This is a genomic window from Arthrobacter sp. 10N418, from assembly GCF_056394725.1.
Genome location: NZ_JBFTIK010000021.1, coordinates 1 through 17,880, shown reverse-complemented (window position 1 = coordinate 17,880; position 17,880 = coordinate 1). Strand labels below are relative to the sequence as shown.

The following is a 17,880-nucleotide window of genomic DNA, read 5'->3' as shown; positions in this document are numbered from 1 at the left end:
CGGTGTCCGTCCCGCGCCGACGGTGGAGCGGCGGCCTCCTTGCGTCCGAATTCGGGGTGCTCTTCCGCCGCCGCAGAACCTGGGCCATGCTATTCGCGCTGGCGGCAATTCCTGTCCTGATCGCCGTCGCCGTGCGGGTGTCATCCGCGGTGCCTCCGGGCCGCGGGCCGGCATTCCTGGACCGGATCATGCAGAACGGATTGTTTGTCGGCGTCACAGCCATGGTGGTGTCCGTCCCGCTGTTCCTGCCGCTCACCGTGGGGGTCGTAGCGGGGGACACCATCGCGGGCGAGGCCGGGCTGGGGACCCTGCGCTACCTGCTGGTCGCCCCGGCAGGCCGGATCCGGCTTCTGCTCGTGAAGTACGCAGGGGCGGCGGTGTTCGTCGTCGTGGGCCCGCTCGTGGTGGCGCTGGTCGGTGCCGGCGTCGGGGCTGCCCTCTTCCCGGTGGGTCCGGTGACGCTGCTCTCCGGCGACTCGATCGGGGCGGGCGACGCCATGCTGCGGCTGCTGCTGATTGCCGCCTATCTGGCCGTCTCCCTGCTGGGGCTGTCGGCAATCGGCCTCTTCATGTCCACGCTGACGGATGTGCCGGTCGGGGCGATGGCGGCCACCGTGGTGCTCTCCGTTGTGTCACAGGTGCTGGACGCGCTGCCTCAGCTGGACTGGCTGCATCCCTGGCTGTTCAGCCACTACTGGCTGGACTTCGGGGATCTTCTGCGCCAGCCGGTCTCGTGGGACTCCTTTGCCAGCAATGCGCTGCTGCAGGGCGGCTACGTCGCCGTCTTCGGGGCGCTCGCCTACGGCAGGTTCGTCACGAAGGACGTCCTCTCCTAGGGGCCCGGCCGGGCGGCGCCCCGGGTATTCCGCGCCGGCAAGGAGAGGCCGCGCACTGATTCATGACCCGTCAGTAACGGGCGGCGTAAGGGTAGAGCTGCATCCCGGACATGGCGGCAAGGTCAGTGACGGTGATGCCGGCGTCCGGGTTCAGCGCCTGGACCACCCGGCCGCCGCCAAGGTAGATCGCCACGTGGTAGAACCCCGGTGCCGAGCCCCAGACCAGCAAGTCTCCGGACTGCGCCTGAGCGAGAGGCACGTGCACAGGTGCCTGGGCGAACTGCTGGGAAGCCGTGCGGGGCAGGTACTTGCCGGCTGCCGCGAACGCGTTCTGGACCAGCCCGGAGCAGTCAAAGCCATAGGCCCCGGTCCCGCCGTACTGGTAGAAGTAGGGCGAGCCAATCTTTGCAAGGGCCACTGATATCGCGGTCTGGTTCGACCCGCCGGGCGCGGGCGACGGAACCGGTGCGGGAACGGGAACCGGCGCCGGTGCAGGCGCTGGAGCGGGGGCGGGGGCCGGCGCTGGAGCAGGTGCCGGCGGCGCCTGGGCCGGGGCGGCAGGGGCGGCAGGGGCGGGAACAGCCGGAACGACGGCGGGACGCGGCTGTTCTGCCGGCGCTGCCGGTTGCTGGGCCGCCTGATTTGCCGGCGCCGGCTGCGGCGTTGTTCCTGACGCCCCTTGTGCCGCCGCCGCGGTCACGGCAGCGAGCCGCTCCTGCTGGCGCTGGCGGTCCAGGGCATCCACCCGGGCTGATTCCAGCGTGACGGTGGTGTTCTTGAGGCTTGCCAGCTGGTCCACCAGGACGCTCCGCTGCGCCTGGGCGTCGGACACGGCTTTTCGCTGGGCATCGCTGGCCCGCTGCGCGTCCGCCTTCCGGGATTCCGCCGTCCGGGCCGCCTCGTCCGCGGCGCGGTTGGCCTCCGCGGCTGCTGCTGTCAGCGACTCCGCAGCGGAGGCGGCGGTTTCCGCGGACTGGAACGCCCTCGTGCGGCCGGCCGTCACGGCCTCGAGTGTTGCCGCCTGCTCCAGGGGATTCCCGCTGCCGCTGACCAGGCTGCTCAGGGCCGGATTCAGGCCGCCGTTGCGGTACAGATCGCCGGCGAGCTGGCCGATCTGCTTGCGGGTTTTCTGCTGTTCGGCCCCGGCCGCTGCAGCCTTCGCGGCGGCGACTGCGGCCGCATCGCGCCGGGTTTGAAGCTCGACGAGGGCGTCGCCGTAGTTGTTGTTGGCCTGCAGGGACGCCGCGAGGCTGGATTCCTGGGCCGTGGAGGCATCCGCCAGGAGACTGTCGATTCGGGTGACCTCGCCCGCCGTCGCGCTTTCACTGGACTTCGCCGCGGCGATCTCCTCAGGAGAGGGCGTCTCGGGCGAGGCCGGCACGGCCGTGCGGGACAGCTGAGGGGATGCGGCCTGCGCCGGCAGCGCCAGCGATCCAAGAAGTACGACGGCGGCGCAGAGCACCGCGCTCTTTCGGCCGGATCCGGTCCAACTCATGGGCACAACCTCGCTGAAGTATCAGGCTGGAATGAGCGAGGTTGGATTCTGGCGCATGGAAAGGCCCCTCTGCGGATCACCCAGCAGGGACGAGGCTACGTGCCAAAGACCACTTTGGCAACACGAGTCACACCAATAACATAAACAACAACAATGTCATTTGGTCACATTAGAGCGGGGCGTGTCGGGGGTGGGGGAGCCTTCTTTCCCGGCCGGCCGGCCGGCCGGTGGGCAAGACGCGCAAGAAGGCGGGCGGCCCGGCTGTCGTCTTGGGCGGGGGCGTGATCAGGCGTGCTGGTGGGCCTCGTGCTCGGAGTGCGTGGCCGGTTCCAGCTGGAAGGTGCAGTGCTCGGTGTCAAAATGCGAGCCGAGGCAGCTTGTGAGCTTGTCCAGGACCTGGTCCGCGCCGCGGGCACCCAGCGCCGCATCTTCCACCACGACGTGGGCGGAGAAGACCGGCACCCCGGAAGTGATGGTCCAGATGTGGATATCGTGCACGGAGACCACGCCCTCCACGGCGAGGATGTGCTCGCGGATCATCTGGACGTCGACGCCTTTCGGGGTCGCCTCCAGCAGGACATCCACGACGTCGCGGAGCAGATGCCAGGCCCGGGGCAGGATCATGAGGGCGATGAGGATGGAGGCGATAGTGTCCGCCGCACGGTAGCCGGTGACCATGATGACGATTGCCGCGGCGATGACGGCGAAGGATCCGAGCAGGTCGCCCAGCACCTCGAGGTAGGCGCCGCGCACATTGAGGCTTTCTTTCTGGGCTCCGCGAAGGATCAGCAGTGACGCCAGGTTGGCCACGGCGCCGAGGACGGCGGCGAACAGCATGACGCCGGTCTCCACTTCGGGGGCCGAGCCGAGCCGCCGGACGGCTTCCGTGAAGATGACCACCGAGATCACGATCAGGACCAGGGCGTTGGCCAGTGCCGCCAGGACCTCGGCCCGCTGGTAGCCGTAGGTGCGCAGGTCGCTGGCGGGACGGGCGGCAATCCAGGCGGCCAGCAGGGCGATGAAGACGCCGGCGGCGTCGGAGAGCATGTGCCCGGCGTCGGCGAGCAGTGCCAGCGAGCCGGACACCATGGCCCCGACAATCTGTATGACCACGACGGCGAGCGTGATGCCCAGGACGGCCATCAGTCGCTTGCGGTGTTTGCCTGTGGCGGTCATTCCGTGCGAGTGGCTGTGGTCGTGTCCCATGCTTACAAGGCTAGCCCCAGCCGAGCTCGTGGAGGCGGTTGTCGCTGATGCCGAAGTGGTGGGCGATCTCGTGCACCACCGTCACGGTGACTTCCTCGATCACATCCTCCCGGGAGGCACAGATGTCCAGGATCGGCTGGCGGTAGATGGTGATGCGGTCCGGCAGTGAACCGGCGTCCCACCAGGAGTCCCGCTCGGTCAGGGGCACGCCCTCGTAGAGGCCCAGCAGCACCGTGTCCGGATCCTCTCCGGGCCGCGGGATGTAGTCGTCCTCGATGAAGACCGCCACGTTGTTCATCGTCCGGGCAAGGTCCTGCGGGATCCGGTCCAGGGCGTCACTTACGGCGGTCTCGAAGTCGGCTTCGGACATCGGGAACGGCCCGTCGGCCGGGCCGCCCGGAACGATCGGCAGGCCCGGAGGCAGCGAAGCGGACATAGCTGAACTGTACCGCTGAACAGCTAGCGGGAGCGGCGCCGGGTCAGCCCTACGCCTGCCAGGCAGATCACGCCGCCGACCAGGCCCCAGATGGTGGGGATTTCGCCCAGCACCAGCCAGGAGATGAGGATCGTGGTGCCGGGGACAAGGTACGTCGTCGCCGCGAGACGTCCGGCGTCGATCATCGAGAGCGCATACGCCCACGTTGTGAAGGCGATGGCGGTGGGGAAGACGCCAAGGTAGACGAGTCCGAGCGTGGCCGGCAGCGGTGCCGCCTGCAGCTCGGTGAGGAGCTGGCCGCTGAACGGCAGGCAGCAGATGGCGCCCACCATGATGCCGAACCAGGTGGCCTGGGCGGCCGGGAACTTCCGCAGCACCGGCTTCTGGACGATGACGCTGACCGCCGCGAGTGCAGCCGCCAGGAGGCACAGCAGCACACCGGCTACGTCCGCCGTCGACCGCTGCCCGGAACCGAGCGCAATCACGGCGACCCCGCCGAACGCGACCAGGCTGCCGATGATGAGCCAGCGCGGGAAGCCTTCCTTCAGGATGAGGCCGGCCATGACCGCGACGAGGATGGGATTGACGTTAATCAGCAGGGCGCTCGTTCCCGCGTCCAGGAGGTGCTCGGCGGCGTTCAGGGAGACGTTGTAACCGCCGAACCACATCACCCCGTAAGCCAGGATGGGCCACCATTCGCGACCCCTGGGCAGGGCGCGCAGCTTCGGCAGCACCACGAGGCCGAGGACGACTGCGCCAACCGCCAGCCGGCCGAGTGTCAGCGGACCCGGGGAGAAGCTGGGACCCACGGCCCGGATGCCGACGAAAGCGGAAGCCCAGAGCACGACGGTGACGACGACGGCGGCGATGCCGAGCCTGCTGATCGGTGCCGGCTGGCCAGGCTGTCCGGGCCTGGTGCGCGCGGAGCGGTTGGGGCGGGTGGGAATGGCCGGGGGCACTTCGTGGGTGCTGTCCGGCTGCGTGGGGCCTGTTTCGGCGGTTGTTGCCATGCTGCCAATCTAGTGCCTGCAGGGCCCCGGCAGCTGGCGGAAATCGGTCACTTCTAGTCGAGTTCCGGCCAAGCGGGCAACCGCCCTTGGCAGCCCTCACCGGAGCGCCCGCGCCGCTGCCTGGATGATGGCCGTGGCGACGTCGTTCAGGGCCGCGGATCCATAGCGCCATTGCTGCCAGTGGAGCGGGACGTCAACGAACGAATCCGGTGCCATGATCTGGAGCCTTGCCTGGTCCAGATCGGCCTCGATTTCGCTCTCCGGGAGCAGCCCCCACCCCATTCCCAACCGGAGGGCTTCGCCGAATTCGTGGGCGGCCGGAACGTAGTGCCTCGGCGGCTGGAGGTCTTTGGGGCTGAACCGCCGCAAAAAGCGGTCCTGGAGATCGTCCTTGCGGTCGTAGACGATCACTGGAGCCCCTGACAGGGTTTCCTTCGTCACTCCGCCGCCGAACCACCGTCTGGCGAAGCCGGGCGTGCAGACCGGAAGGTAGCGCATTACGCCGAGCCTACGGGAGGTGCAGCCCGGCGCCGGCTTGGCCGTGGCCGTGATGGCAGCGGCAGCAACGCCGCTGCGCAGCAGGTCCAGGGAGTAGTCCTGGTCCTCCCGAAGGATTTCAAGCTGGACGTTGCCGGACACCGCGGCCAGGCCAGGCAGTGCCCAGGCGTGCAGCGAATCGCTGTTGATCACCAGGGTCAGGCGGGTCCCCGCGTGCGGGACGCCGGGCTGCAGCTCCTCCGCCAGCTCGGTGGAGAGCATGTCGAGCTGTCGGGCAAAACGCACCACCGCCTGTCCCGAGCTGGTGAGTTCGATGGGCCGGGTCCGGCGCAGAACCGGCCGGCCCACTGCCACCTCGAGGGCCCTGACGCGCTGGCTTACGGCCGACGGCGTGACCGACAGCTCGCTCGCGGCCCCCTCGAAGCTTCCGTGAGCGACGATCGCGGCCAGGGTGCGGGCCTGCTCGGGCTGGATATCGATCATTAGCCCAGCTTATGTTGCATCAATAGCTTTAACTGGTTTCACGGCGGATGCGCGCCTAACGTGGACTGCGTGATCCTCTCCGTATTTTCGGGCCTCGCCAGCGGCCTGTCCCTCATCGTCGCCATCGGGGCGCAGAACGCCTTCGTTCTCCGCCAAGGCATCCAGCGCACCCACGTCGCCCTCGTGGTGTGCGTGTGTGCGGTGTCGGACCTTGTGCTGATCGTGCTGGGCGTTGCCGGCCTCGGCATCGTCATTGAACGTGCGCCGGCGGTCCTCGACGTCGTGAGGTGGGCCGGGGCCATCTTCCTGCTGGCCTACGGGGTGCTCGCGGCCCGGCGCGCCATCCGCGGCGGACAGCCGGACCAGCCCAAGGCCCTAAACGGCGGAAGCTGGGCGGCGGCCCTGGGCACGTGCCTTGCGCTGACCTGGCTGAATCCCCACGTCTATCTCGACACCGTGCTGCTTCTCGGATCCCTCGCCAACACCCACGGCCCGGACGGGAAGTGGTGGTTTGCCGCCGGTGCGGCGCTGGGCAGCATTCTCTGGTTCACGGCGCTGGGCGTCGGGGCCCGGTTTCTGGCGCCGCTGTTCCAGCGGCGCAGCGCGTGGAGGGTGCTCGACGCCGGCATCGCGGCAGTCATGGTCACCCTCGCCGTCGTCCTCATTGCCTGAGACTTGGGGTCCCTGGCGCGCCTATCGCTTGCGGTTTGACCACTCCAGCAGCTGTTCCACCGGCCACGTGGTGACTATCCGCTCGGCTGGGACGCCATTGAAAGCTGCGCGTTCGGCCCCGTACTGGAGGAAGTCCAGCTGGCCGGGGGCGTGCGCGTCGCTGTCGATGCTGAAGAGGCAACCGGCATCGAGGGCGGCCTGGATGAGATCGTCCGGCGGGTCCTGGCGCTCCAGCCGCGAATTGATTTCGACCGCGACCCCATTCTCTGCGCAGGCCGCGAACACCCGCCCGGCGTCGAATTCGGAGCGGGGACGCGTTCCCCGACTCCCTTCCACAATGCGGCCCGTGCAGTGGCCGAGGACGTTTGTGTACGGATTCCTCAGGGCGGCCAGCATCCGGCGCGTCATGGTCCGCTTGTCCGAGCGGAGCTTGGAGTGGACGCTCGCAACCACGATGTCCAGGCGGTCCAGCATGTCCGCCGACTGGTCCAGCGTCCCGTCTTCGAGGATGTCGACCTCGATTCCGGCCAGGACACGGATGCCCGTGCGGCCGGCGCCGATCCGCGCCACGGCGCCCAGCTGGTCATTGAGACGCTCGGGGGTCAGGCCGTTCGCGATTCTGAGCCGGGGGGAGTGGTCGGTCACGGCGAGATATTCCCGGCCCAGCATTTGGGCGGCGTCAACCATGAGTCCGATCGGTGAACCGCCGTCTGACCAGTCGCTGTGGGTGTGGAGGTCTCCGCGGAGGGCCGCCAGGAGCGCGTGGCCGCCCTGTGCGAGAGGTTCGGCGCCGCGCTCCCGGAGGTCGGCCAGGTACCCGGGGATTTCCCCGGCCACGGCCTGGGCGATGACCTCGGAGGTTCTGTCCCCGATTCCCTTCATCCGCTTCAGCCTGCCGTCCCGGCTCCGTGCGGCCAGCTCCGCCGGGTCCAGGCCACTGATGATCCCGGCTGCCTTCCGGAAAGCCTGCACCTTGAACGTGGCCGCGCGCCCGCGTTCGAGCCAGAAAGCGATCTCATTGAGGGCAGCGACGGCGTCCATCTGTCCATCATCCGCCTGCCGGGACGGGGCCTGTCCAGCCCCATTCTCCGGGCAGCACCGCCTGATTTTGGATAATACGGAGGTTGGCCCTATAGTTTTATAGGTCCAGTTCGGAGCAACTCGAAAGGACAAAAACGAACGGCTTCGGCCCTTTATTTTTGCCCCTGATGAGCCGAATTGAGTTCTGGCCCCCATCGTCTAGCGGCCTAGGACACCGCCCTTTCACGGCGGCGGCACGGGTTCGAATCCCGTTGGGGGTACGCAAGGAACTGGTCAGTCCGGATGTAAAAGTCTGGTAGGCTAAAGGCCTTGAAAAATTGCGGTAGCGATACTGCAGAGAAGCAAGAAAATAGCAAGGCCCTGTAGCGCAGTTGGTTAGCGCGCCGCCCTGTCACGGCGGAGGTCGCGGGTTCAAGTCCCGTCAGGGTCGCTCTGATTGCCAGAAGAAATTCCGGCTGTCATGGTGACATGTCACCTAGGCTCTGTAGCTCAGTTGGTAGAGCGTTCGACTGAAAATCGAAAGGTCACCGGATCGACGCCGGTCGGAGCCACCAGCTAGAACCCCGCAGTTCCCAGTGTTTACACGGGAACGGCGGGGTTTTTTCATTGCCGGGAAGGCCTGGTGAGTCTCCCTCGATCAGCCGAAATCAGCCGTGTTTCGATGCGGACCTCTAGTATTCCCTTGGTAGAAGCTCGCTGGCCCCAGGGCGTTGGAGCGCGGACGTGCGAACGGCTCCGCCCACTACATCCCCGTGGCGTTGGTGACGGTCAGCATCCCCGCCGCGCTGCGGAACCGGGCGCGGGCCGCCTACCGGGCGACCAGCTACGCCGAAGGGGATAACACCTGGAGACGGGACTGCCCCGGCCATAATCTGTGCCAGTTCTGTCGGTGGCTGTCGGCTGGTGCGGCGAGTCCAGGTGGCGGTGTGGACCTGTTTACTTCTTTGGACATCCGGTCACCGGTTCTGACGGTTTGCTGCGGGCCGGTTGCGTGGCAGGAGGAATCCGGCCGCGATAAGCCAGAGGAGTCCGCCGAATCGTCCGATGGGCAGCAGGAACTGGAGCGGCTCGAGGGCCATGGAGAAGAAGCCCAGTTCGGAGGCGGCGGCGATGACGAGGCCGGTCCAGGCCAGCCAGCGCGGAAGGAGGCGCAGGATGAGGGCTGGAACGGCGATTCCTGCGACGAGCAATCCCATGCCGACGACGTAGGCGACGCCGCCGGTGATGAAGGCGAGGAACGACAGTGCGTGGGTCAGTGTTTGGTCGGTGGTGATTTCCGGGCGGCTCAGGACCCACGCCAGGAGGGCCGAGAGCATAAGGAAGGCTGAGGCGGTGATGCCGCCGAAGAACCCGATCGCCGGCCCGGGGACCCGGACGCCGAGCCGGAGTTGCCGGGCGTAGACGGTGGCCGCGAAGATCCCCAGGGGTACAGCTGAACCGAATTGGAGCACGCTGGCGAGCCGGACCGCATCTGCGTTTCCGTAAAAATATGCTGCGATCTGCCCGGCGGGGGAGAACGGGGAGACGAAGGTCTGGCCGCCGGTGAGGATCGAACTGGCGAGCAGGCCGCCGATGGTGAGCCCCAGGCTTATGGTCGCCAGGATCCCCGGATGGGGGCCTCCGGAGCGGGTCGATTGGCGGGTGTGGTTGTGTGACACTTCGGTCATGATCGTTGTCCTTTCCTATATATGCGTCATAGCTTGAATGATTCATCTTGTGAACGATTCTGTCAATGCCGTAACGTTTGGGGCATGGAGTCACCGGATCCGTCACGGTCGAAGCGAACCGCCTTTCTGCTCTCCCAGCTGGGGGCACTGGCATCGGCACGCTTTGCCGAACGCACACGTGAAATGGGGCTGAATCCGAGGGACGCGGGAGTGCTCCGGTTGCTGGGTCGCACGCCCGGACTGAGCCAGCGGTCTCTCGCGGACCGTCTGGGTGCGGTGCCGAGCAGGGTCGTTCCGCTCATTGACTCGCTTGAGGCGCGGGGACTGGTCGAGCGTGTACGCAGCAGCACCGATAGGCGGAATTACGAGCTCCGGTTGACGGCCGGGGGCTGGAAGCTCCTGCGGACACTGCGCGGGATCGCCGAACAGCATGAGGCCGAGCTTCTGGCCCCTCTCACCCGCGAACAGTCCGCCCAGCTCGGGAGCCTGCTTGGCCTACTGGCGGGTGCCCACGCCCTCGACACGGACCTTCACCGGGACACGCGCCCGGAGTGAAAAAGCCCCGGCCGAGCAGCTTCGGACAGCGTGCAGCAGGGGCGACGTCGAGACCGGGCCGCTGCTCCTGGCACCTGTGTATGCCGGATCTGCCCAATGACCAACCCGGCCTCCCGGAGTCCTACACCTGGCCGCCGGTGGGCACGATCGTTTCACCGTCTGGTATCGGCGGCGCGGCTCCCGGCCCCTACCGCGGCCCGGTGGTCTGCGGGTCTTCCCGTCCGGGAAATTCCCTGAGCGTGGCCGCGATGTCCCGGACGGCGACCGGGTCTTCGGCCCAGGGACGGCCCGTGCGGGTGCAGGCGTGGAAGCTGACCACCTTCGAGCCCTTGGCTGCTGCGATCAGTTCAGTCCAGGCGGCCGGCAGGTCCTCCGGGGTTTCCCTGGGCGCGGTCCGGTCCATGGCGGCCGCGGGCAGAGCGGGCACAGGCGCCCCTGGGGTCGCTGTTCGCGGCACAAGACGTCTGCGTCCCATTTCTGCGTTTCCTTCAGAGGGTGACTTTAGGCGCGGCGGGTGGCGGAATCTGGTGGCGCATTTCGCTGGGCTCTTCCGCAAGGTGCCGTTCTGGACGAGCGTGTCAGGCGTCGGACCGCACCGTGACTCCCTTCAAATATATCTGCCCGACGCGTATCCGGTGGTTCGCCATGTGGGGGCTTTTTCTGCCGCGGCCTGACGACCGAGATCTGACCGCAGTCGGTGCAGGTGATCCGGTAGGTTCTGGAGGTGGGGAACACCGGGAAGAAGAACAGGGTGACATAGCCAACAGGGGTGAGGTGGCCAGCAGCGCAGCGGGCGCGGGGCATGACCTTCCCGCCAGTGGACCCTGACCTGCGGGGCGGTCCGGTAACCCGGGTGGAGTTTTCCCTTCCCCCGGCCGGCCTCTGGACCGGCCGGTGACCGGTCAGGTTACGTAATTCTCTGGGGCCTCCGGTGATTGGTGTCCGCCGCGGGAGACCCGGACTTTCGTCGATGCCGTTCCGGCTTGGTTGGGCAGTTGCACGCGGATTTCCAGAACCCCGTCGAGGTAGGTCGCCTCGATACTGTCGTGGTCCGCGCTGCGGGGGAGCGGGACCCTGCGGACGGTCGTGCCGTAGCGGATCTCGCTGCGGTAGGAGGGTTCGGATTCGTGCGCGGGTTCCTCACGTCTGGCCTCAATGGTCAGGACATCGTCGGAGACGGTAAGGTCAACGTCCTTTTCCGGGTCGATGCCTGGAACATCGGTTCTGATGACCAGAGTGTTCCCATCGCTGTATTGTTCGATCCGCAGGCCGGACTCGGCCTCGCCCTTCAGGAACCGGCGGACGGGATCCGGGATTTCTAAGCCGCCGTGGCGGAGAAAGCTTTCCATGGTTTCCTCCCGGAATGATGACAGACATGACCTGGTGTTCCGCCCGCGGTCCCACGGCTGTGAGCCCGTGGGACCGAAGGTACCTGGCACGGGTGCCCTTGCGGTGGGGGCCGGGCTCAGATCCCGCGCCGGCCGCGGGAGCGGTTCATCAGGAACACGACGATGGCCACAACCAACAGAATCGGGGCGACCCATAACAGGAAGCCCACTGCCTTGACGGTGCCCCCGATGATCAAAAAGACGACGGCAATTGCAACTACGATCCAGATAAGTGCGTTCACGACACTGCCCACCCTGCCCTGTTGTGCGGACCCGGATTGCCTCCGATGTCCTGATGCTACAACCCCAAAACCGGACGACGCCAGCGTCCAGGGACACTGTCTTCGGGCGGCCCGCAAGACGGCGCGACCGGCCCGGCCAATGTGGCCCTTCGGGTGGAGTCTCCCCACCCCGAACACCCCCGGGAAGTCCCCTAAGCCGTCTAGGAAAACCGCCGCGAACGCCGCCAGCCGACACAGGGCGCCGACAGATAGGCAACCATAAACCGCCCGTGGTCGCCTCCCGCGGCCTGCTGTCTAGTGCTGATCCGCCGAAGAATTTTCTGCTGTGTGCCGTTCGGGATGTCGGACCTGTTGCAGATGCTGTGCCAGTTTTTCTTCGGCGGCTTGGCGCCGCTTTCCGATGATGCGCATCTGCTGGGTTGTCGGGTTCTCGGGGTTGACATGGATATCGGATCGACGGGACCGCGGCGGTCCGACGGAGGCGTCCCGGGCCGACCCAAGGCCGGTGTTTTCGCTCATGAAGGCATCGTCCCACAGCCGGTTCCGGGGCAAAAGGGCGGCCGGCCGCCAGACTCCTGGCACGGTCCTAACGGGGCGCGGGCCGGTGTCCTTGTCAGCGTCGGGACCCGGCCTTATCCTCATCCCAGAGGAGGCACACCTGCGAAGTCACGGCCGGGAGGTTCCGGGCGGCCTCTGAAGACGAAGGAGTCCCTATGTCGACCATCTCGCATCGTGGCAGGCGGGCCCGCGCCAGGGACCCGCACGGTCACCGGCTCTGGTGCACCAAGTGTGACACCGACGAGCATCTGGTCATCGAATCCGTCCAGGCACTGGAGCCGCCCCGAACGGGTCTGGTCGATGCCGCCTACACCTGCAGGGAGTGCGCATATTTCTACGCCCACCCGGCCACGGTCGCCGATGTTGCCGGGGTCCTGAATCGGCCAGGCCCGGAACCGGTCGTGCTGCAGTTCGGCGGAGCCTATCTTCACTGCGGGGAACTGATGATGGCCGCCAGTTCCGAGCACCACAGCATTTATGCCCCGCTAACGACCGAAGATCAAAGAGAGCGACCGCTGGAGGTGTACCTGCGCACCAAGGTCCTGCGCTGTCCGTGCGGGTTCCAAATGGAAATACCGGACTGAAACCGCCAGTGCAGATCCGGCACCGGGCGGGCGGTACCTGAGGGAAAACAGGATGCTGGAGCGGCGCGGACGGAGGACGGGAAATGGAAACTGCGGGGAAGGGCGACAAACCGAATTTTTTCACGCGGTTCACCGCCAGGACGGCGAAGGTGTTGGGGCATGCCTGGGTGTTTGCCGCTGCGGTCGCCGTACTGATTCTGTGGGCCCTGACGGGTCCGCTGCTGGGTTTCTCTGATACCTGGCAGTTGGTCATCAACACGAGTACGACCATCGTGACGTTCCTGATGGTCTTCATCATCCAGAACACGCAAAACCGTGACACGGCGGCGATGCACGTGAAGCTCGACGCCATCATGCTCGAACTCAAGGTCAGCAACGCCAAACTCTACGATGCGGAGCACGAGGGAGAGAAGGAACTCGAGGACCAGCGCAAACGCATCGAGCAGGAAGGCCAGCGGGAAAGCGGCTAGAGGGGTTGGTGCCGGCACTGACAGGACCATGTCCCCTCTCCGGGAACCGCAGCCGCCCAGGGGCTTGCGGTTTCGGGCGCCCAGCCATGCTTTTTCGACGGTTGGTTGCTGCCGGTCCCATGGCAGCAGAATTCCGACCGCGACGGGCCACGGCAGAACGCCGACCCGTCGGATTGGGAGCAAGAATTGGCGGGGCAGGCATCGTAATGACTCGGGCTGCTTTCGTCCGGGTGCCCGCGACCCGGTCCCGGGAACTCGAAAGCCTCACTGTCGGACCCATAGTACCTGGACGCGAAAACGCCCCCTGGCTTGCCGGGGGAGGCCGGCCGCGGGGGTCGAAGAGGCGTCCCGTCACCATTGGGGGTTGCGACGGAACTTCCCACCGTAGGTGCGCCGAAAATTCACGTCAAATCAACGGCCCTGCCCGTCCCGCATCCCGGGCCCGGCCCGGGTCAACGGGGTGGCGAGACGGAGCCAGCCCAGTCCCCGCAAACGGGACGCCCGGACGGTTCCGTCGATACCTTGCCGATGGGGCCATCCGGGGTTGGCCGGCCGTCGGTGAGATCCCCGGGAGGGCAGAGGCCGGGCCATCCGTGTGCTGGTCACCGGTTCGGCGTCCCGGCAGGCGGCTGCTTGGCGTTATTCCTGCGCGGGGGTGTCTTTACCGGCGCGGTAGGTGAGCCAGAAGCTTCGGGGCGGCCCGCCGGTTGAGGGGCGGTGACTGACCCAGGTCCGGTCCCCGACGCGAGGCTTGCGCCAGGCTCCGGGCCGGTCGGTGACCGCGCTCTCGGAGCGGTCCTGCCATGGATCCGGGGCTGCCCCGGCGAGGGAATGTTCCGGGGGTGGGTCGAGGGGGAGCATTCAGTGCCCCGGCTCCTGGGGCGGGCAGGGACTGCCCGGGTAGGTGATTGCGTCGACGGCGTCCAGGACCTCCAGGGCTGTCAGGTGTGCTGCGTGGGCGATGTCCCGGACGGGTTGCCCGTGGGTAAAAGCGGCGCCGCAGGCCGAAGGCAGGCTGGCGAGGTTCTTTCCTTCCCTGCCCGGGGACTCCAGCCGGGCTGCGGCTTCTTCCACTGCGGGAATGTCGTTATCGTTCACCGCACTCCTCCGGCACCGCGGGTGCTTACGGGGAGCAGCGGCGTCCGGCAACGGGCAGGGCCGAGCGTAATGCCCCGGATGGTGAGCACGTGTTCAGCCAATGCTGTTTCCGGGTGCCCTGGGTGGGCGGCACATTGTTCCCGGAGCGCCTGCCGGGCGGCGGCTTGGCCCGGATCGGTCCCCGAGAGCACTTCCTCGATGATGTCAGCAGCCTGTTCCCGTATCCGGGCGACGCCGTCGCCGGTGGGCATCCTGGTTGCCAGGGCTGCGGGTTCACCGGTGCCGGACCACGCATGCAGGGCCGCTGGCTGGATTGACATTGGCTACTCCTTCGTTCGCCGGCCTCCGCGCCGGCAAGGACGGGAAAGACGGAACACCAATGAAAGCCACAATACTCCGGTACCGACCGGTCTGTCCCCAATCGGAGGTAGAATTCTGACATCATGAAATCCACCACCGAACCCATTCGCCCCGCCGCCGCCCTGCCCGGCGTTGACGTGTCCACCGGCCCGCGCGCAGGCGTCGCGGCTGCCGGCGAACCACCAGCCGTGGCCATGGACGCGGGGGAAAGGATCATGGCCGCGGCCTATGATCTCTTCTCCCGCCGGGGCATCCGGGATGTGGGCATTACTGAACTTATCGACCGCGCGGGGGTCGCCAAGGCTACGTTCTACCGGCATTTCCGGTCCAAGGACGACGTGGTCCTGGCCTTCCTGGCCCGCCGGGACCAGCTCTGGACTGTGGAGCAGATTGTCGCCGGCGCCCGGCGCCGCGGGACCACGCCGGCCGGGCAGCTGCTGGCAATTTTTGAGGTGTTCGCTGACTGGTTCGCCCGCGATGACTTCGAGGCCTGCTCATTCATCAACGTCCTGCTGGAAATGGGTCCCGGCCATCGGCTCGGGCAGGCCAGCATCGACTACCTGACGAGGATCCGTAACCACGTCCAAACTCTGGCCGAAGAGGCCGGGCTGGACCGGCCCGAAGAGTTCGCCCGGTCCTGGCATATCCTGATGAAGGGCTCCATCATCTCCGCGGCCGAAGGCGACACGCAGGCCGCGGCCCGTGCCCGCCAAATGGCCGGCTGGCTCATCGAACACCACCAACCACAACGGTGAATAGCTTTGCGGTAGCATTCCGGTCCCGCCGGCTGCCGCAACAGCCCTAAGGTCGCACGGCAACGGCTGCGCGACATGGCGAATCCGGTACCTAACCTGGCGCTGCCGACGTCCGGACTCTGGTCGCCCGGCCCCCTGCTCTCTAGTCACTGCCAGGAGATCAACTTTCTTCACGGACCGGTCATCGCCGTGCCCTCTGGCACTGCCCTGAGAGCCCCGCGGGGGTTTCAGGGAAGGCCGGACTATTCGCAGGTGCAGTTCGCGGGACTCTAATGGCTATAATCGATCTGCCCGCAGAGGAGGGCTGTGATTCAATACTTTTGGAGGCTGATGTGGACGAGAGCTTGGCGCGTGTTTGGGTTGCTTCCGCAGACAGTGAGTCCGCGGACTTTGCAGCGGATCAGGCGAGGATGGACCTGCGCGATGCAATGACTGAGGCAATGGATGCTGGCGCCGATCCCCAAAGTGTTTGGGCTGCTTCCAATGCCACGGACTCTGACATGATGCGCGACCAGGACGATGCGGATCTGCCCGAGTCTGCATAGACAAAAGGAGCCGGCGGCCGCATCGGGGATACGACCGCTGGGGCCTTCCACCACGTGCTGGATGACGGGTTTGTCTACGGGCGGGAGCATTTCCTGGGGCATGGCTGTGGTGGCCGGAAGGAAGCGGGTTCCCGGCCCGGCTGGCCGGGATGACTGCTTTACGCGTCAATTCTCCTTGAGGTGTTGGTCTGTCCCTGAATGGTGCTGTCGGTAGTCATATTGAGGTGTACTACTGATGTGAGACACAGTTTGAAAGGATTGTGCCCATGTCTTCCCGTCCCACTTATTCCGATGAGTTCAAGGCCGATGCCGTGAACTCATCATTTCCTCCGGTCGTTCGCCTGCCTCTGTTGCCCCCCGAGCTGGGGATCTCCGTGACCGCGCTGAAGCGGTGGGTGCAGCTGCATCGGGCAGGAGAGGGCGGGGCCGGCGGCAAGCCTGATGATCCGGTGGATCCCGCGAAATACGAGGCGTTGGAGGCGCGGCTGCGGGAGCTGGAAAGGGAGAATGACTTCCTAAAAAAAGTTTCGGCGTTCTTCGCCAAAGAACAACGGTAGAGGATCTCTACCGGCTTGTTCAGGAGAAGAACGCCGAATTCCCTGTCACCTGGATGTGCACCCGGCTGGGCATTCCGCGGGCCTCGCATTACCGGTGGCTGGACCACGAAGAATCACCGACCGCTGCCCGGCACCGGGAACTGACCGGACTGGTCAAGGCGATGTTCGATTCCTCCGACGGGATCTTCGGCCATCGCATGGTCCACACCAAACTCGCCGCCACGGGAGTGGAGATTTCCGTGGGAACGGTCGCTGCCATCATGGCCGAGAACGGCTGGGCAGCCAAGCGGATGCGCGCCTTCAAACGCACGACCATCCCCTCGGACCCGGACAAGGTCTTTGCCGACCTCATCGGCCGGGACTTCACCTCAGATACCCCCGGCACGAAGCTCGTCGGTGACATCACTTACCTGCGCACCGGCGAGGGCTGGCTGTATCTGGCCACCGTCATCGACCTGTGCACCCGCATGGTCGTGGGCTGGGCGATGGCCGATCACATGCGCGCCTCCCTCGTCACGGGCGCGCTGGCGATGGCCAGGGACCGCGGACACCTGGCCCCGGATGCCATTTTCCATTCCGACCGCGGCACCCAATACACCTCCCGGGAAATGGGCGCCTGGTGCACCGGAAACGCTGTGCGCCAGTCCATGGGGGCCACCGGGGTGTGCTGGGACAATGCCGTCGCCGAGTCGGTGTTCTCATCCCTGAAGAACGAGTTCTACCACCACCACAGCTTCGCCACCCGCCAGGACGCCCGCCGGGCGACCATGCGCTACATCGAAGTGTTTTATAACCGCTGGCGGCCCCACACCAACAACAACGGGCTGCCGCCGGCAACAGCAATGGCCAACTTCAAGACCAAAAACCAGCCGCTACCCGCGGCCGCCTAACCCAAAAGAAACCAACCGGCTGTCTCACATCCTTGACACACCTCACGGAAAGCTGCTTGGCGTCGAGGCGCTGGCTCGATTCCTCGACGAGGACGGCGCCGGAGCGGAGTTCTGGTTCGCCGAGGCCGCCGTCGTGGGCCTCTTGGGTGAACTCGAATTTGCCGCTCTGGAAACCGCCCTGGCGGCCGCCCAGGCGCTTCCGCCGGACATCTATGTGGCCTTGAACATTTCACCGGAGACCTGCCTGGATCCACGGTTGCCCGGTCTCTTGCAGCGGTCCGGCCTGTCGCTGACGAGGCTGGTCCTCGAACTGACGGAGCGGCTGGAAGTATCCGAGTACGGTCCCCTCCTTTCGGTGCTGGCGCCACTACGGGCCGAGGGTCTGCGCATCGCCGTCGACGATGCAGGCTCGGGGTTCGCTTCCATGCGGCACGTGCTCCACATCCGGCCCGACATCATCAAACTGGACCGCAGCCTCATTGCAGGGATCGACGACGACCAGGGCCAGCGCGCCCTCGGTGCGGCCCTGGTCGA

At 66.5% G+C, this 17,880-nt stretch carries 22 protein-coding genes, 3 tRNA genes and 1 pseudogene; 12 read left to right on the top strand and 14 right to left on the bottom strand.

Going from position 1 to position 17,880, the window contains the following annotated elements; translation table 11 throughout:
• Positions 1-2: 2 nt before the first annotated feature.
• Complete coding sequence (locus AC1DCZ_RS15635; RefSeq protein WP_476975445.1) at positions 3-836, top strand: ABC transporter permease; 834 nt, start codon at positions 3-5, stop codon at positions 834-836.
• Between the two features lie 70 nt (positions 837-906).
• Here the strand turns inward: AC1DCZ_RS15635 and AC1DCZ_RS15630 are convergent, their stop codons facing one another.
• From AC1DCZ_RS15630 to AC1DCZ_RS15610, 5 genes are all read right to left on the bottom strand, one after another.
• Positions 907-2,331: a C40 family peptidase gene (locus AC1DCZ_RS15630; protein WP_476975401.1), complete on the bottom strand. Its 1,425-nt coding sequence runs from the start codon at positions 2,329-2,331 to the stop codon at positions 907-909.
• A 285-nt stretch (positions 2,332-2,616) separates the two neighbouring features.
• Positions 2,617-3,537: a cation diffusion facilitator family transporter gene (locus AC1DCZ_RS15625; protein ID WP_476975400.1), complete on the bottom strand. Its 921-nt coding sequence runs from the start codon at positions 3,535-3,537 to the stop codon at positions 2,617-2,619.
• A 10-nt stretch (positions 3,538-3,547) separates the two neighbouring features.
• On the bottom strand, positions 3,548-3,973 hold the full coding sequence (locus AC1DCZ_RS15620; RefSeq protein WP_476975399.1) for a metallopeptidase family protein: 426 nt from the start codon (positions 3,971-3,973) through the stop codon (positions 3,548-3,550).
• A 23-nt stretch (positions 3,974-3,996) separates the two neighbouring features.
• A complete protein-coding gene (locus AC1DCZ_RS15615; RefSeq protein WP_476975398.1) occupies positions 3,997-4,983 on the bottom strand; it encodes a DMT family transporter in 987 nt (328 codons plus the stop codon).
• A 96-nt stretch (positions 4,984-5,079) separates the two neighbouring features.
• Complete coding sequence (locus AC1DCZ_RS15610) at positions 5,080-5,964, bottom strand: ArgP/LysG family DNA-binding transcriptional regulator (protein ID WP_476975397.1); 885 nt, start codon at positions 5,962-5,964, stop codon at positions 5,080-5,082.
• A 69-nt stretch (positions 5,965-6,033) separates the two neighbouring features.
• On the opposite strand from AC1DCZ_RS15610, the gene AC1DCZ_RS15605 reads away from it, so the two are divergent.
• Entirely contained in the window at positions 6,034-6,636 is a 603-nt protein-coding gene (locus AC1DCZ_RS15605) for a LysE/ArgO family amino acid transporter (RefSeq protein WP_476975396.1), read from the top strand.
• Positions 6,637-6,657: 21 nt separating this feature from the next.
• Here AC1DCZ_RS15605 and AC1DCZ_RS15600 read toward each other — a convergent pair whose 3' ends face one another.
• On the bottom strand, positions 6,658-7,677 hold the full coding sequence (locus tag AC1DCZ_RS15600; RefSeq protein WP_476975395.1) for a PHP domain-containing protein: 1,020 nt from the start codon (positions 7,675-7,677) through the stop codon (positions 6,658-6,660).
• A 187-nt stretch (positions 7,678-7,864) separates the two neighbouring features.
• Here AC1DCZ_RS15600 and AC1DCZ_RS15595 point away from each other — a divergent pair.
• From AC1DCZ_RS15595 to AC1DCZ_RS15585, 3 genes are all read left to right on the top strand, one after another.
• Positions 7,865-7,937, top strand: a tRNA-Glu gene (locus tag AC1DCZ_RS15595).
• 96 nt (positions 7,938-8,033) lie between these two features.
• Positions 8,034-8,107: transfer RNA gene (locus AC1DCZ_RS15590), tRNA-Asp, on the top strand.
• Positions 8,108-8,155: 48 nt separating this feature from the next.
• Positions 8,156-8,231 (top strand) — tRNA-Phe (locus tag AC1DCZ_RS15585).
• 402 nt (positions 8,232-8,633) lie between these two features.
• On the opposite strand, the gene AC1DCZ_RS15580 is transcribed toward AC1DCZ_RS15585, so the two are convergent.
• The gene (locus tag AC1DCZ_RS15580; protein ID WP_476975394.1) at positions 8,634-9,344 is read right to left on the bottom strand and encodes a hypothetical protein; all 711 of its coding nucleotides are present in this window, start codon (positions 9,342-9,344) and stop codon (positions 8,634-8,636) included.
• Between the two features lie 84 nt (positions 9,345-9,428).
• On the opposite strand from AC1DCZ_RS15580, the gene AC1DCZ_RS15575 reads away from it, so the two are divergent.
• Entirely contained in the window at positions 9,429-9,899 is a 471-nt protein-coding gene (locus AC1DCZ_RS15575; protein ID WP_476975393.1) for a MarR family winged helix-turn-helix transcriptional regulator, read from the top strand.
• Positions 9,900-10,086: 187 nt separating this feature from the next.
• Here the strand turns inward: AC1DCZ_RS15575 and AC1DCZ_RS15570 are convergent, their stop codons facing one another.
• The 4 genes from AC1DCZ_RS15570 to AC1DCZ_RS15555 form a co-directional block, all read right to left on the bottom strand.
• Positions 10,087-10,326, bottom strand: coding sequence for a hypothetical protein (locus tag AC1DCZ_RS15570; RefSeq protein WP_476975392.1), 240 nt, complete (start codon positions 10,324-10,326; stop codon positions 10,087-10,089).
• A 475-nt stretch (positions 10,327-10,801) separates the two neighbouring features.
• The gene (locus tag AC1DCZ_RS15565; protein ID WP_476975391.1) at positions 10,802-11,248 is read right to left on the bottom strand and encodes an Hsp20/alpha crystallin family protein; all 447 of its coding nucleotides are present in this window, start codon (positions 11,246-11,248) and stop codon (positions 10,802-10,804) included.
• A gap of 116 nt (positions 11,249-11,364) precedes the next feature.
• Positions 11,365-11,529 carry a hypothetical protein gene (locus tag AC1DCZ_RS15560; RefSeq protein ID WP_476975390.1) on the bottom strand — a complete coding sequence of 55 codons (165 nt, stop codon included), beginning with the start codon at positions 11,527-11,529 and terminating at the stop codon, positions 11,365-11,367.
• 294 nt (positions 11,530-11,823) lie between these two features.
• Positions 11,824-12,048 (bottom strand): hypothetical protein, encoded by a 225-nt coding sequence (locus AC1DCZ_RS15555; protein ID WP_476975389.1) that lies wholly within the window; start codon positions 12,046-12,048, stop codon positions 11,824-11,826.
• Between the two features lie 194 nt (positions 12,049-12,242).
• Between AC1DCZ_RS15555 and AC1DCZ_RS15550 the strand changes: the two genes are divergently transcribed.
• A complete protein-coding gene (locus AC1DCZ_RS15550; RefSeq protein WP_476975388.1) occupies positions 12,243-12,671 on the top strand; it encodes a hypothetical protein in 429 nt (142 codons plus the stop codon).
• Between the two features lie 83 nt (positions 12,672-12,754).
• Positions 12,755-13,141 (top strand): low affinity iron permease family protein, encoded by a 387-nt coding sequence (locus AC1DCZ_RS15545; protein ID WP_476975387.1) that lies wholly within the window; start codon positions 12,755-12,757, stop codon positions 13,139-13,141.
• A gap of 639 nt (positions 13,142-13,780) precedes the next feature.
• Here the strand turns inward: AC1DCZ_RS15545 and AC1DCZ_RS15540 are convergent.
• From AC1DCZ_RS15540 to AC1DCZ_RS15530, 3 genes are read right to left on the bottom strand one after another with little or no spacing between them, the layout of a single operon-like run.
• A complete protein-coding gene (locus AC1DCZ_RS15540; protein WP_476975386.1) occupies positions 13,781-14,002 on the bottom strand; it encodes a hypothetical protein in 222 nt (73 codons plus the stop codon).
• A complete protein-coding gene (locus AC1DCZ_RS15535; protein ID WP_476975385.1) occupies positions 14,003-14,239 on the bottom strand; it encodes a hypothetical protein in 237 nt (78 codons plus the stop codon).
• Complete coding sequence (locus AC1DCZ_RS15530) at positions 14,236-14,559, bottom strand: hypothetical protein (protein ID WP_476975384.1); 324 nt, start codon at positions 14,557-14,559, stop codon at positions 14,236-14,238. Before AC1DCZ_RS15530 ends, AC1DCZ_RS15535 begins: the two co-directional genes overlap by 4 nt.
• 234 nt (positions 14,560-14,793) lie before the next feature.
• Between AC1DCZ_RS15530 and AC1DCZ_RS15525 the strand changes: the two genes are divergently transcribed.
• From AC1DCZ_RS15525 to AC1DCZ_RS15510, 4 genes and pseudogenes are all read left to right on the top strand, one after another.
• Positions 14,794-15,354 (top strand): TetR/AcrR family transcriptional regulator, encoded by a 561-nt coding sequence (locus tag AC1DCZ_RS15525; RefSeq protein WP_476975444.1) that lies wholly within the window; start codon positions 14,794-14,796, stop codon positions 15,352-15,354.
• Between the two features lie 811 nt (positions 15,355-16,165).
• Complete coding sequence (locus tag AC1DCZ_RS15520) at positions 16,166-16,456, top strand: transposase (protein WP_476975383.1); 291 nt, start codon at positions 16,166-16,168, stop codon at positions 16,454-16,456.
• Positions 16,457-16,476: 20 nt separating this feature from the next.
• Positions 16,477-17,346 (top strand): annotated as a pseudogene (locus tag AC1DCZ_RS15515) (IS3 family transposase); the annotation flags it as partial.
• Positions 17,246-17,880, top strand: a 635-nt coding sequence (locus AC1DCZ_RS15510; RefSeq protein WP_476975443.1) for an EAL domain-containing protein, incomplete at its 3' end; no start/stop codon positions are given. The pseudogene AC1DCZ_RS15515 and the gene AC1DCZ_RS15510, both read left to right, overlap by 101 nt.